12 protein-coding genes are annotated in these 14,078 nt (G+C 67.7%); 8 read left to right on the top strand and 4 right to left on the bottom strand.

Annotated elements, in window-relative coordinates:
* Nucleotides 1-33: 33 nt before the first annotated feature.
* Together NVV90_RS16680 and NVV90_RS16675 are read right to left on the bottom strand one after the other, a co-directional pair.
* Nucleotides 34-939, bottom strand: a complete 906-nt coding sequence (locus NVV90_RS16680) for a hypothetical protein (RefSeq protein ID WP_258438363.1) — start codon at nucleotides 937-939, stop codon at nucleotides 34-36.
* Between the two features lie 69 nt (nucleotides 940-1,008).
* Entirely contained in the window at nucleotides 1,009-1,449 is a 441-nt protein-coding gene (locus NVV90_RS16675; protein WP_258438362.1) for a hypothetical protein, read from the bottom strand.
* Between the two features lie 94 nt (nucleotides 1,450-1,543).
* On the opposite strand from NVV90_RS16675, the gene NVV90_RS16670 reads away from it, so the two are divergent.
* The 7 genes from NVV90_RS16670 (at nucleotide 1,544) to proC (ending at nucleotide 10,608) form a co-directional block, all read left to right on the top strand.
* Nucleotides 1,544-3,199, top strand: coding sequence for a methyltransferase (locus tag NVV90_RS16670; protein WP_258438361.1), 1,656 nt, complete (start codon nucleotides 1,544-1,546; stop codon nucleotides 3,197-3,199).
* A gap of 36 nt (nucleotides 3,200-3,235) precedes the next feature.
* Nucleotides 3,236-3,877 carry a helix-turn-helix transcriptional regulator gene (locus NVV90_RS16665; protein WP_258438360.1) on the top strand — a complete coding sequence of 214 codons (642 nt, stop codon included), beginning with the start codon at nucleotides 3,236-3,238 and terminating at the stop codon, nucleotides 3,875-3,877.
* A 113-nt stretch (nucleotides 3,878-3,990) separates the two neighbouring features.
* Entirely contained in the window at nucleotides 3,991-6,717 is a 2,727-nt protein-coding gene (gene topA, locus NVV90_RS16660; RefSeq protein WP_258438359.1) for a type I DNA topoisomerase, read from the top strand.
* A gap of 254 nt (nucleotides 6,718-6,971) precedes the next feature.
* Nucleotides 6,972-7,406 carry an SseB family protein gene (locus tag NVV90_RS16655; protein ID WP_258438358.1) on the top strand — a complete coding sequence of 145 codons (435 nt, stop codon included), beginning with the start codon at nucleotides 6,972-6,974 and terminating at the stop codon, nucleotides 7,404-7,406.
* Between the two features lie 109 nt (nucleotides 7,407-7,515).
* Nucleotides 7,516-8,646 carry a Ppx/GppA phosphatase family protein gene (locus NVV90_RS16650; protein WP_258438357.1) on the top strand — a complete coding sequence of 377 codons (1,131 nt, stop codon included), beginning with the start codon at nucleotides 7,516-7,518 and terminating at the stop codon, nucleotides 8,644-8,646.
* 1 nt (nucleotide 8,647) lies between these two features.
* A complete protein-coding gene (locus NVV90_RS16645; protein WP_258438356.1) occupies nucleotides 8,648-9,484 on the top strand; it encodes a sugar phosphate isomerase/epimerase in 837 nt (278 codons plus the stop codon).
* Nucleotides 9,485-9,777: 293 nt separating this feature from the next.
* Entirely contained in the window at nucleotides 9,778-10,608 is an 831-nt protein-coding gene (gene proC / locus NVV90_RS16640; protein WP_258438355.1) for a pyrroline-5-carboxylate reductase, read from the top strand.
* Nucleotides 10,609-10,650: 42 nt separating this feature from the next.
* Here the strand turns inward: proC and NVV90_RS16635 are convergent, their stop codons facing one another.
* Both NVV90_RS16635 and NVV90_RS16630 read right to left on the bottom strand, forming a co-directional pair.
* On the bottom strand, nucleotides 10,651-11,289 hold the full coding sequence (locus tag NVV90_RS16635) for a potassium channel family protein (RefSeq protein ID WP_396125414.1): 639 nt from the start codon (nucleotides 11,287-11,289) through the stop codon (nucleotides 10,651-10,653).
* Nucleotides 11,290-11,329: 40 nt separating this feature from the next.
* Nucleotides 11,330-12,763, bottom strand: a complete 1,434-nt coding sequence (locus NVV90_RS16630) for a TrkH family potassium uptake protein (RefSeq protein ID WP_258438353.1) — start codon at nucleotides 12,761-12,763, stop codon at nucleotides 11,330-11,332.
* Nucleotides 12,764-12,926: 163 nt separating this feature from the next.
* Between NVV90_RS16630 and NVV90_RS16625 the strand changes: the two genes are divergently transcribed.
* On the top strand, nucleotides 12,927-14,075 hold the full coding sequence (locus NVV90_RS16625) for an acetoin utilization protein AcuC (RefSeq protein WP_396125413.1): 1,149 nt from the start codon (nucleotides 12,927-12,929) through the stop codon (nucleotides 14,073-14,075).
* Nucleotides 14,076-14,078 lie beyond the last annotated feature (3 nt).

Genomic DNA, 14,078 nt, shown 5'->3' with positions numbered 1-14,078 from the left:
GCGGCGCCTTGTCCGGACATGAATTCCGGCCCATCAGGGGCGGGGCGTCACGGGAACGATCCGGTATCCGAACATCCCTGAACCGGTGCTGGCTGCTCCCGACCCGTCCCCGGGCCCGCCGTCCTCCGGCTCGAGACGCAGGAAGAAGCCGCCGCTGTCCACCGCCGCGCGGATCGTCCGGACGCCCGTGCAGCCCATGGTGTCCGTGGCGATGACGGCCCCGGACACCTGGTTGGTGAAGGTGAGCTTGACCTTGCGGTGGCCCTGGCAGGCCAGGATTACGTCGAACGTTGCGTCCGCCGCGCCGTCGGGGACCACCGTGGGGCCGTTGAGATCCCCGACGACGAGGCGCTGGTAGGGGCCGGGCTCGCCGAGGATGCCCGCGGCCCACCGCCGAACGGCAGCATCCCTCGGCAGGGGGAACGGTGCCGGGGCTCCTGCCGGGGCCCGTACCAGCCATGCTCCGCCCATCGCGGCCAGGTGCGCATCCGTTGACTCCATGGAGATGGCCGCACTCCCCGCCACAAGGTCGAGCATGATGCTCAGAGGCGCGCCACACTGCACGGGAAGCCCGGCAACGATTCCCAGCTCCTGGCTGAGCAGGAACCGTGCCGTCGCCGCTCCGCTGCATGCTCCTGTCAGAACGAAACTGCCTGCCTCCACTGGAACTGCGGTTACGTCGTTCGAGGCGCCGTCCAGGCGCCCGAAGACGCCGCCCACGAGGCGGCCGATGTCCGGTCCGGGACTGAGCTGTGCCAGCACCTGCTGCCTGTTCTGCTCCCGCAGGACAGGGAGCGGTGCCTCCGCCGGCCCGCTGGCAGACTGACGCGGCTCGTCGTATTCGGTGGAGTATTCACAGCCCGGGGCAGCCATGATCAGCAGCAGCGCAAGCATGGGAAGCAGGGCATGGTGCACCAACCGTCCCCCGATGGCGGACATGGCTTGAGACTACGCCCGGAAGGCTCGCCGCAGAAGGCCGCAGGGAAGGGCACCTGCGCGGAAAGGCCGTCAGGCGGCGGGAACCAGCTGGTAGGCGAAGATCAGGGGTGCGTCCACGCTTGAGGTGCTGATGCTCAGTGGCCCGCTCGTGGCCACCTTGATCTTGACCGTTTCGAGGCTGCCGTTGCAGGCCGCCCCGGCATCGGCGATCTGGCTGCCCGCGGAGGACACGGCGAAGAAGACCTTCCCGCCGCCGTCGCAGGCCATGGTGAGGGTGTAGTTCCCGGCGCTGACCCTGGCCGCGTCCTTGACGAGGGGGTCCCGGTTGAGGATCTTCCCGGCATCCTCCAGCACGATGCCGCTGGCGGCCGGCAGGGTCTTGGCCTTCCATGCGGGGACATCGGCATCGGTGATGCTGCCGGGCGCCTGGCAGCCGGTTGCTGCCGCGAGCGTGCCGGCCGCGACGGCGAGCAGGGCGGCGCGGCGCCATGTGGAGGGGAGGAAAGCCATGCTTCAACGCTACCTGCTCCGGCCCGCCGGGCCCTTATCCACATAGGGGCATTGCCCGGTCCGGGGCCGCGATCCCCGGCAATAGACTGGCAGGGTGACTGATTCTGCAAGCCTTTTCGCCACCGGCAACATCCCCGACGCCCCGCGCAGCGACCTCCCGGGGCTGCTCGCGGGGCTCGCCGCGGACCTCCGTGCCGTGGGCTACACGGTGGACGGCGTCGCCGATTTCCTGGGCGCCGCCGCGTCCTCGGCGCTCAACCGGGACCAGCTGATCCCCGCACTCATCGCCGCCCGGCAAGCCGTCACGGCCGATCCGGCCGCCCGTGCGCTCGCGGCCGTCGTCAGCCTGTGGCTCCTCGCCGTCCCGCAGCCTCCGGAAGAGATCGACGCCGCCCTCCCTGGGATCCGCACCGCGGGTTTGCTGGAGCTGGGCTTGGCCCAGCTGGACGACGACGGCGCTGTCGCCGCCAAGGCGGATCTGCGCCCCTACGGCTGGGATGCCAATGAAGACGGCAGCGGAGGCGCGGAGCTGTGGGTCTCCAGCGACCTGGCGGCCCACCAGCGGGCCGGTGTGCTGCGCCATGACCATGTGCTGGGAATCGGGCAGGCCTCCACCACACTGGTGCAGACCACCATCCGGCGCCACACCGAACGCGCCCTGGACCTGGGCACCGGCTGCGGCATCCAGACCTTCCACCTGCTGCACCACTGCGAGCACGTCACCGCCACGGACATTTCCGAGCGGGCGCTCGCCTTCACCCGCTTTAACCTCCTGCTCAACGCGGAGGCGCTGCACCTGGACCCCGGAAACCTGGACGCCCGTGTCAGCCTGCGCCTGGGATCGCTGCTGGAACCTGTGGAGGGGGAGCGCTTCGGGCTGGTGGTCTCCAACCCGCCTTTCGTGATCACCCCGCGCAGCACCGGCGAGTCCGCGTCGGAGCAGTTCACCTACCGCGACGGCGGACTGCCGGGCGATGAGATCGTGGCCAGCCTGGTCCGGAGCTTGTCCGGCGTCCTGGCTCCCGGCGGCACGGCCCAGATGCTCGGCAACTGGGAAATCACGGCAGGCACGCAGTGGAGCGAGCGGCCCAAGTCCTGGCTGGATGGTTCCGGCACCGATGCCTGGTTCATCCAGCGCGAGCAGGTGGGCCCTGAGCTGTACGCGGAAACCTGGCTACAGGACGCCTCGGAATCCCGGGACCGCAGCCACTACCAGGAGTCGTACGCCGCCTACCTGGCGGACTTCGCCTCGCGCGAGGTGGAGGGCATCGGCTTCGGCATGATCTGGCTCCGCCGCCCCGCAGATGCCGGGAACCCCGTAGATGCCGGGAACGCCGCCATCAGCCGCTTCGAGGAAATCACCTACCCCATTGAGCAGCCCGTGGGACCGCACCTTGGCGCCTCCGTGGAGCGCGCCGACTGGCTGGCCGCCCACCACCTCGCGGAGGCCCACTTGGTGGTCGCCGAGGACGTCACGGAGGAACGCCACCAGCGCCCCGGCGCGGAACACCCGGGCGTCATCCTCCTGCGCCAGGGAGCCGGCCTGCGCCGTACCAACCTGCTGAGCACGGAGCTCGCTGGCTTCGTCTCTGCGTGCGACGGCGAGCTCTCCGTCAGCCAGATCATCGGAGCCCTTGTTGCGCTGCTGGGCGGCGGCGAGGATTTCGATCCGCAGGCCTTCCGCGCAGGCCTGCTGGGCGATGTCGCCAATCTGGTGCGCGACGGTTTCCTGCTCCCGGACGGGCAGTAGACCTTGGGCAGCCAGGGCGCTGGCTACACTGATCAGGTGATTCCAGACAGCCAGCAAGGGGAAACCGCGGCAACGTCCGCCCGCCGGAAACGGCCTGAGAAAACGGTCGAGATCAGCGATCCCAAAGCCATCCGAGCCCTCGCCCACGCCGCCCGCCTGGAGGTCATTTCGGAGCTCTACTCCACGCAGGCAAGCCACACCGCCACGGAACTCGCCGCCCGCACCGGGCTGACCCCCAGTGCCATGAGCTACCACCTGCGGGCACTGCGGAAATGGGGGATCGTCGCTCCGGCGGAAACGTCCGGCGACGCCCGGGAGCGGCGCTGGAAGGCGGCCGGAACGGACTTCACCATCAAATCCGGCGGCAGCGCAGCGAACCCGGAGATCGCCGTCGTCGATCTTGAACTGGATGCTTTCCGGCGCCGCGCAACGGCATTTGCCCGGGCCCGGGCGGAACGGCGGCAGCAGGGCAACGCCGCTGCGGAGCCCGCCTCGATGTTGTTGTCCAGCAATCTGCTGTACCTGACTGACCAGCAGCGGGCCGAGCTTTCCGAGAAGCTTCTCGAGCTCCTGCGAAGCTACGAACTCGAGGACCCGGCACGGATTCCCGCCGGCGCGCAGAGGGTCGCCACCTTGTGGTCCATGATCCCGGATGACCGGGTGGCGCCCGGAAACTAGCAGGCGGCCAGGGCCCCGGGTTTTCCACATGGATGCGCAGGATTCTGCAAAATATGGTGAACTAGGCCAATATGGGCACATCGCCCGAGCAAATCTTTTTCTGTAGGAGCACCGTGCCAAGCAAGGCCAAAACCGGTAAGAAACTCGTGATCGTGGAGTCTCCTGCCAAGAGCAAGACCATCGCCAAGTACCTGGGCGAAGGCTTCATTGTCGAGGCCTCCATCGGCCACATCCGTGACCTCCCGCAGCCCTCGGACCTCCCTGCAGAACTGAAGAAGACCTCGGTTGGCAAGTTCGCCGTCGACATCGAAAACGACTTCAAGCCGTACTACGTGGTGTCCCCGGACAAGAAGAAAAAGGTTGCCGAGCTCAAGGCCCAGCTGAAAGACGCCGACGCGCTCTACCTCGCAACCGATGGGGACCGCGAAGGCGAAGCCATCGCGTGGCACCTCCTGGAGGTCCTGAAGCCCAAGGTTCCCGTCTACCGCATGACCTTCGGTGAAATCACCAAAGAAGCCATCCACCGTGCCATGGACAACCTGCGCGACGTCGACACCGCACTGGTGGACGCCCAGGAAACCCGGCGCATCCTGGACCGCCTCTACGGCTACGAGATCTCCCCGGTGCTGTGGCGCAAGGTGGCGCGGGGCCTGTCCGCCGGCCGCGTGCAGTCTGTGGTCACCCGCATGGTGGTGGACCGCGAACGCGAACGCATGGCCTTCAAGTCCGCGTCCTACTGGGACCTGACCGGCCAGTTCGGCACGGGTTCGGCGTCCTTCAAGGCCAAGCTTGCTGCCGTGGACGGCGCGAAGGTTGCCAGCGGCCGCGACTTCAACGACGACGGCGTGCTCACCTCCTCCAACGCCGTGCACCTCAACGAGGAGCTGGCCACCTCGTTGGCGGCTGCGCTGGAGACCGCGGACTTCCGCGTCCGCTCCGTCGACACCAAGCCGTACACGCGCCGGCCCGCAGCCCCGTTCACCACCTCCACCTTGCAGCAGGAAGCCGGCCGCAAGCTGCGCTTCTCCTCCAAGAGCACCATGCAGGTCGCCCAGCGCCTGTACGAAAACGGCTACATCACCTATATGCGTACGGACTCCTCCGCGCTGAGCGACGAAGCCGTCACGGCCGCCCGCCGCCAAGCCTCTGAGCTCTACGGCCCCGAGTACATCCCGGCGTCGCCCCGCGTATACACCGGCAAGGCAGCGAACGCGCAGGAAGCCCACGAGGCCATCCGTCCCGCCGGTGACTCGTTCCGCACGCCGGCCCAGGTGGCCAGCCAGCTCAGCGGCGATGAATTCCGCCTCTACGAGCTGATCTGGAAGCGCACCGTTGCCTCCCAGATGGGCGATGCCAAGGGATCCACCGCCACCATCCGCCTGGGTGCCGTGGCGAGCGACGGCCGCGACGCCGAATTCTCGGCTTCCGGTACCGTCATCACCTTCCCCGGCTTCCTGGCCGCCTATGAAGAAGGCAAGGACGAGAGCCGCGGAGACGACGACTCCGAGGAAGCCCGCCGCCTGCCCAACGTGGCCAAGGACGACGCGCTGAGCGCCTCCGAAATCGTCGCGATCGGCCACGACACCTCGCCGCCGCCGCGCTACACGGAAGCCTCCCTCACGGCGGAGCTCGAAAAGAAGGGCATCGGACGCCCGTCCACCTATGCCTCCACCATCTCCACCATCCAGGACCGCGGCTACGTCCGGAAGCAGGGTTCGGCCCTGGTGCCGAGCTGGATCGCGTTCTCGGTGATCCGGCTGCTTGAGCAGCACTTCACGGACTATGTGGACTACGAGTTCACGGCTGACATGGAAGGCGATCTGGACAAGATCGCCAACGGCCAGGCCGTGGGCGCGGCTTGGCTCAAGCACTTCTACTACGGTGAAGACTCCGATCCCGGCCTGCTCAGTATCGTGAACAACCTCGGTGAAATCGATGCCCGCGAGATCAACTCCGTGCCGATCGCCGAAGGCATCACCCTGCGCGTGGGCAAGTTTGGCCCGTACCTGGAAAGCTCCATCCCCACCATCGACGCCAAGACCGGTGAAGTGGTGGAGTCGGCGCGCGCCAATGTGCCCGAGGACCTGGCTCCGGACGAGCTCACGCCCGCCAAGGCCATCGAGCTCATGGAGACGGCGGCCCCGGAGGAACGCGTCCTGGGCCACGATCCCCACACCGGCCACACGGTGGTGGCCAAAAACGGCCGCTACGGCGCCTACGTCACCGAGGTCATCCCGGAGATGACCGAGGAACAGCTGGCCAACCAGCCGGTGGAGTACTACAAGAACGGCAAGCCCAAGCCGCCGAAGAAGCCCGTCAAGGCCAAGCCGCGCACGGGTTCGCTCTTCAAGTCCATGACGGTTGATTCCATCACCCTTGACGAGGCGATGCAGCTCATGAGCCTGCCCCGGGTGCTGGGCGCCGACGCGGAAGGCACCCCGATCACGGTGCAGAACGGCCGCTTCGGCCCGTACCTGAAGAAGGGCACCGACTCCCGTTCGATCGGCACGGAAGAGGAAATCTTCACGATCACGCTGGAACAGGCGCTGGAGATCTACTCGCAGCCCAAGCAGCGTGGCGCACGTTCCGCGGTGCCGCCGCTGGCCGAGTTCGGCCCGGACCCGGTCTCGGAGAAGAACATCGTGGTGAAGGAAGGCCGATTCGGCCCGTACATCACCGACGGCGTCACCAACATCACGGTCCCGCGGGCCACCTCCCTGGAGGAGCTGACCCGGGAACAGGCCATCGAGCTTCTCGCCGAAAAGCGCGCCAAGGGCCCGGTCAAGCGGACCACCACGGCCCGCAAGGCACCGGCGAAGAAGGTCGCAGCCAAGAAGTAACCCCGGACCGGGATGGCAGAAATCCTCCCCACCGTCTCCCTAACCTCGCAGGCTCGGTCAGGGAACCCCGGACGGTGTGGGCCCAGGCGTGCTCGCTCGTTCCTCCCCGGCGACTCCCTAACCTCGCATGCTCGGCTAGGGAACCCTGTCGCCGTGGGCCCAACTTAGACGCACGCTGCCGGATTCCTCCCATCCCGGTCCGTGTGTCATCCTCGGAATTGCGGTGCCGGGCTCAAACGTGGTCGAGTAGAAGCATGACTGAACAGACGGTTTCCCCGGACGACGCGCCCCTGAACGACCTCGAAACCCAGCTTGCCTTGGCCGAACAGCCGGATGCCAACCCCGTGGACGTCATCCTGGCCTTCCTCAACAACGAGGTGTTCCTCATCAGCGCGGAGGCCGTGGAAGGCCCGGAATCGTCGGTGGAGCCGCTGGTGCTCTCCAACGCCGAGGGCCAGCCCGTCCTTGCCGTGTTCAGCCACCCCAGCCGCGTGGACACCCGCTTCCTCGAAGCCGCCCCGTACGTCCTGGGCACCATGGGCTCGGCCGTGCTGGGCAACATCGGCGACGAACTCGGCATGGTCATCAACCCCGGCAGCGCCTACGGCTTCGAAATCGATCCGGAAGGCATCGCCAACATCCGCCGCGACTTCAAGCGCGCCGACGAAGCCGGGCAGCCCGCAGAATAGCGGCCACCGGCCAGGCAGCACCAGCCGGCCAGGTAACACGGGGCCGCCATGATGCGAAAACGCCCTGCCAATTTGCTCCGCGGGCTTCGAATCGGGGAATAATGGCAGAATGCGTCTTGGCGTTCTCGACATCGGGTCCAACACCGTCCATCTTCTACTGGTGGACGCGCACCCGGGCGCACGCCCCATAGCCTTCGCCTCGCACAAGCGGCCGTTGTCACTGGTGCAGTACCAGGACGGCGACGGCAACATCACCGAAGCAGGCCAGCATGAACTCATCGAGTTCATCTTCGAAGCCTGGGAGTTCGCGGCCCGCCACAAGGCCAAGGACCTCCTGGCGTTCTGTACCTCGGCCATCCGCGAAGCCAGCAATGGCCCCGAAGTGCTGGCCAGGGTCAAGCACGAAACCACGGTGACGCTGCAGGAACTGACCGGCAGCGAGGAAGCCTCCATGACGTTCTTCGCCGTGCGGCGTTGGTACGGCTGGGGGGCCGGGCCCATCCTGGACCTGGACATCGGCGGCGGCTCCTTCGAAATGGCCTACGGCACGGACGAGCTTCCCGAACTGGCCACCTCGGTCCCGCTGGGAGCCAGCCGGTTGACGCGCGACTGGCTCCATGACGATCCGCCCACGGCCAAGAGCGTCAAGGAACTGCGCCGCTACATCCGCGACACCCTCAAACCGGTGGTTCCCGGCTTTGCCTCGCTCGGCCGGGCGAACCTCGTTGCGGGGACCTCCAAGACCTTCCGTTCGCTGGCGCGCATCGCCGGGGCTGCCCCCAGCGGTGCCGGCCCCTACGTCAAGCGCGAGCTCCACGCCACGGACCTCGGCCTGTGGTCCCAGCGCATCTCCGCGATGACCGTGGCGGACCGGCTGTACCTGCCCGGCGTTTCGGACGCCCGGGCCCGGCAGTTGCTGGCCGGCGCGCTCGTGGCCGAGGCGGCGCTGGAAATGTTCGAGTTCCCCACGATGGAGATCTGCCCCTGGGCTCTGCGCGAGGGCCTGATCCTGCGCCGCCTCGACCAGCTGGTCTTCGACGATGCGCTGGACCCCGCGCCGCACGTTGGCAAGGGCGCCAAGGCAAAGGAAAAGGCCGCCAGGAAGGCCGCCAAGCTGCAGGAGAGCATGGACGAGGCCCTCCGCGACCCCGCCGCAGAGCCGGCTCCCGCCGCCACCGCGGCAGCAACAGAGCCGGCCGCAACAGAACCGGCCCCGGCGGCAGGCGGGCTGACGGTCTGAGATGAGCACCGACGTCGAGCACTCCGAAGAAAACGGCCGCCGCATCCCGGTGGCGCTCTCCAGCGCGTCCGTCTACCCGCTGAGCGTCTACGACGCCTTCGCCGTGGCTCAGGATCTCGGTTACGACGGCGTGGAGGTCATGGTCACCAACAACGCCACGAGTCAGAACCCGGACGCCCTGATCCAGCTCAGCCACCGCTACCGGCAGCAGATCGTCTCCATCCACGCGCCCACGCTGTTGCTCACCCAGCAGGTGTGGGGTGCGGCCTGGAACAAGATCGAGAAGTCCTGCCAGATGGCCCGCGAGGTCGGCTGCGACACCGTGGTGGTCCACCCGCCGTTCCGCTGGCAGTCCAACTACGCGGAGAATTTCGCCGAGGGCGTCCGCGAGATCGCCGCCATGTACCAGGTGCACATCGCGGTGGAGAACATGTACCCGTGGCGCGTGCGCGGCCGGGAGGCGGTGGCGTACCTGCCGCACTGGGACCCCATCGGGCAGGACTACGACGACGTCACCTGGGACTTCTCGCATGCCGCCACGGCGGGCGCCAACAGTCTTGAGGCGGTGCGGGCGCTGGGCGGCAAGCTCCGCCACGTCCACCTCACGGACGGCTCCGGCTCGGGCAAGGACGAGCACCTGGTCCCCGGCACGGGCACTCAGCAATGCGCCGATGTCCTGCAGCACCTGGCATCCAACGGCTTCAACGGCGTGGTGGTGGCCGAGATCTCCACCCGCAAGGCGAAGATCGCGGGGGAGCGGGAACAGATGCTCGCCGAGACGCTCCGTTTCGCCCGCCAGCACCTGGGGGCACCGCTCGTGCGGAATTTCGAACGCTAGCCCCCGACGGCGGCGGGCAGGCCGTGCGACCGGCGCCTGCCCGGGGCGTGCGGCGAGCTAAAGGCGCGTTAAACGCGAAAGCACCGGCGGCCTGGACGGAAAAATGGGGGAAACCGTCCGGACCACCGGTGCTGTTGGCGGACATCCCCATGCCCGCCTCATCACTCGCACCCTCTATGAGGTAACTACTAAGCTACGCAGCAATCTTGGGCACAGCCTGCAATCTTCTTGGGAACTTGCTGTGAATCCAGGCGGCACCTGCACCGGCCCCGGCGAACTGGCATCATGGAGCAATGAGCAACCGAATCGCTTTCCTTGGCTGTGGATCCATGAACGAGGCCATCCTGGCCGGAATGCTGGCCGCGGGGACTGACCCTGCAGATATCGTCGCCACAGTCCGCCGTGCCGAGCGCGCCGCGGAACTTGCGCAGCGCCACGGCGTCATGGCCATCGCCGGCGAGGAAGAACCGGACAACAACAAGCTTGCGGCCAAGGGCTCAGGCCTGGTGATCGTGGGCGTCAAGCCCGTCGGCGTCGCCGATCTCCTCCGCGACATCAGCACCTCGCTGGCGCCGGACACGATCGTCCTCAGCGTCGCAGCCGCCGTCTCCATCGCGCAGATTGAGGCGTTGCTGCCCGCCGGCCAGCCCGTCATCCGGACCATGCCCAACACGCCCGCCAAGCTGGGCCGCGGCGTCGTCTCCGTCTCCGCGGGCACGCACTGCTCCCCGGAACAGCTGCAGAAGGCCAAGGACCTGCTGGGTGCCGTGGGCACAGTGGTGGAGATTCCCGAGGAGCAGGTGGATGCCCTGTCTGCGATCAGCGGCTCCGGGCCTGCCTACGCGTTCTACCTGGCGGAGGCCATGGCCGCAGCGGGCGTCGAACTCGGTCTGGATGCCGATCTGTCACTGCTGCTGGCCCGCGAAACCGTCGCCGGTGCAGGCTTCATGCTGGCCGAACCGGGCGCCGACCCCACAGCGCTGCGCATCGCCGTCACCAGCCCCAACGGCACCACCGAGCGGGCCATCGCGGCCTTCAACGACGGCGGGATCCCGGCGATCATCGCCGACGGTGCCCGCGCGGCGGCCGCCCGCGCAGCCGAAATCACCAAGCAGCTCGGCTGACCCAAGCGGCTCGGCTGACCCCCGGGCGGGTGAGTGGGGACGTTACGGCCGCGCCGCGAAGCGTTCCAGCAGGTCCACGTGGCCGGAGACGATCAGCATGTCGTGCCCGGAGACCTTGGTCTCCGGGCGGGCGTACGTGAAGTCCTCGCCCGGGGTCTTCACGCCCACAATGGTCACGCCGTACTTGGAGCGGACCTTGGATTCCTCCAGGGTGAACCCCACGGTCTCCTTGGGCGGGTACATCTTCACGATCGCATAGTCGTCGTCGAACTCGATGAAGTCCAGCATGCGCCCGGAGACCAGGTGCGCGGCGCGGACGCCGGCGTCTGCCTCGGGGTAGATCACGTGGTTGGCGCCGATCCGGGTGAGGATCTTGCCGTGCGAGGGCGTGATGGCCTTGACCCAGAGGTGCTGGATCCCCAGGTCCACGAGGTTCACCGTGATCAGCACGGACGACTCGATGGACGTGCCCACGCCCACCACGGCCGAGCTGAATTCCTGGGCGCCGAGCTGGCGGAGGGCATCGATGTTGGTGGCGTCCGCCTCCACCACGTGCGTCAGGACGGGCGCCCATTTCTGCACCAGGGCGGTGTCGCGCTCGATGGCCAGTACTTCCCGGCCTTGCTTGACGAGCTGCTCGGCCGTGGCGGAGCCGAAGCGGCCCAGGCCGATCACCAGCACGGGCGCGTTGTGGGCGGGGCGGTTGGGCGCTCCTGAGGAACTAGCCAATGATTGGCCTCTCTTCCGGGTAGTGGTACAGCTGGCTGCGTTGGCGCAGGGCCAGGGCGGCGGCCAGGGTGACGGTGCCGACGCGGCCGGCGAACATGAGGGCCGTGAGGACGTAGACGCCCGACGGTGGCAGCTCGGCACTGAGGTTCGTGCTGAGGCCCACGGTGGCGAAGGCGGAAATGGTCTCGAAGAGCACGCGGTCCAGCGTGGCCCCGCTGATCTGCAGCAGCAGGAACGCCGAGACCGAGACGAGCGTGGCGCCCGCGACGATCACCGAGATGGCCACGCGCATGGTGCCCTGGGGGATGGTGCGGCCGTAGACCTTCACATCGGCGTCGCCGCGGGCCTCGGCCACAATGGCGAGGAACATGACGGCGATGGTGGTCACCTTGATGCCGCCCGCCGTCGACGCCGAACCGCCGCCGGCGAACATGAGCGCATCGGTGAGCAGCATGGTGGTGGATTCCATGTGGTTCTGGTCCACCAGGTTGAAGCCGCCCGAGCGGGTCATGACGGAGGCGAAGAGGGAGTGGGTGATCTTGTCGCCCAGGTCCATGTGGCCGATGGTCCGCACGTTGTCCCACTCCATGAGGCCCCACAGGACCGTGCCTGCGGCCAGCAGGATGAAGGACACCTGGATGGTGAGCTTGGTGTGCAGGTTCCACTTTTTCCAGTTGAGCCCGTTTTGCTGCAGAACCATCACCACAGGGAAGCCCAGGCTGCCCAGGAAGACGCCCAGCATGAGCGGGATGAGGATCCAGAGATCGGTTTCGTAGGGCACGATGCCGTCCGAATGGGGGGTGAAGCCGGCGTTGTTGAACGCGGAAATCGAGTAGAAGACGCCATGCCACACGGACTGCCAGAAGTCTTCGCCGAGCGTCATGAACCGGGGGACCAAGGCCAGGGCCAAGGCCGCCTCGATCACCACGGACGTGACAATGACGATCCGCAGCAGGGTGCCTACCTCGCCCAGCCTGCCTGCGTTGTTCATGGCCTCCTGTGCGATGAGCTTGCCACGCACTCCCAGGCGTTTGCTGACCATGAGGGCCAGCAGCGAGGCGAGGGTCAAAGTGCCCAAGCCGCCCACGAAGATGCCCACCAGGATGACCAGCTGGCCGAAGAAGGTCCAGTGCGTGGCAGTCGAGACCACGGTGAGCCCGGTGACGCAGACGCTGGAGACGGCCGTGAACATGGCCTGGTGCAGCGGCGTGGCCACGCCGGAGGCCGAGGCGGCGGGCAGGGACAGCAAGCCGGTGAACAACAGGATCACCACGCCGAAGACAGTCAGCGCCAGGCGCGCCGGGGACGTGTTGGCGATGTTGTCGATGAAGTCGCGCACGCCTGTGAAGATCCACAGGCCTTCCCGCTCGGACTGGACGGGTTGCCAGTTGGCAGGGCTCTTGGACCTCGACTGGCTCTGAGTCATGGTGCTTCCTCGATCGAACATGCTTTCCTGAGTAGTAAACCACTAATCGTCCTTCGTAACCGGGCGGCCGGGCACGACGGGCTCAGGTAGCCTGATCTGGATGACTTTCCGGTCCAACATCCGCCAGTCCGCACTGCCAACGACGGTGGTGTGGGATCCCGCCATGGCCGCCTACAATTTCGGGCCCGGCCACCCCATGGCGCCGGAACGGCTGGAGCTCACCGCGAGGCTCGCCGCGGCGCTTGGATTGTTCGAGCAGGAGCACGTGACGGTCGAAGCGCCGGAGCCTGCCACCGACGCCGAACTCCACGCCGTGCACAGCGAGGACTACGTCGCGGCGGTCCGCCGCGTCAGTGAAGACCCGACGACGCCGGACGAGTCCCGCGGCCTGGGCACCGAAGACGATCCCGCCTTCGCCGGCATGCACGAGGCCAGTGCGCGCCTGGCGGGCGGTTCGCTGCTCGCCGCCCACGCCGTGCTGTCCGGCAGCGCCCTCCGCGCCGTGAACTTCAGCGGCGGCATGCACCACGCGGCCCGTGACCGGGCCAGCGGATTCTGCATCTACAACGATGCGGCCCTTGCCGTACAGCGACTGCTCGACGGCGGTGTGGGCCGGGTTGCGTACATCGATGTGGACGCCCATCACGGCGACGGCACGCAGAACATCTTCTGGAACGATCCCCGCGTCCTGACCATCTCCCTGCATGAATCCGGGCTCTCGCTGTTCCCCGGCACGGGCTTCGCCAACGAGATCGGCGGCCCGGACGCGCAGGGCACGGCCGTCAATGTGGCCCTGCCGGCCTGGACCGAGGACGCCGCCTGGCTGCGCGCCTTCCATGCGGTGGTGCCGCAACTCGTGGGGGCGTTCCAGCCGGAAGTGATCGTCAGCCAGCACGGCTGCGACTCACACCGCCTCGACCCCCTGACTCACCTGAACCTCAGCGTGGACGGACAGCGCGAGGCGGCCGCCGCCGTCGCCGGCCTGGCGTCCCGGTACTGCGGGAACCGCTGGATCGCCACCGGCGGGGGAGGCTACGAGGTCACGGGCGTGGTCCCGCGTGCCTGGAGCCACCTGATCGGCATGGTGGCGCAGCGCCCCGTGCCGGTCTCCACACCGGTTCCCGAGGCCTGGCGCAGCTACGTCCGGGAGCACTACGGTGTCACGGCACCGGAACTCATGGGCGACGGCGTGGACACCTGGTGGCGGTCTTGGGAGGTCGGCTACGACCCCAACGACGCCGTGGACCGCAGCATCATGGCCACGCGCAAGGAAGTGTTCCCGCTGCACGGCCTGGATCCCTGGTTCGACTGAAGG

Source organism: Arthrobacter sp. CJ23 (assembly GCF_024741795.1).
GTDB lineage: Bacteria > Actinomycetota > Actinomycetes > Actinomycetales > Micrococcaceae > Arthrobacter.
Note: the sequence above shows the minus strand (reverse complement) of the source record. Positions and strands in the feature narration are given on the sequence as shown.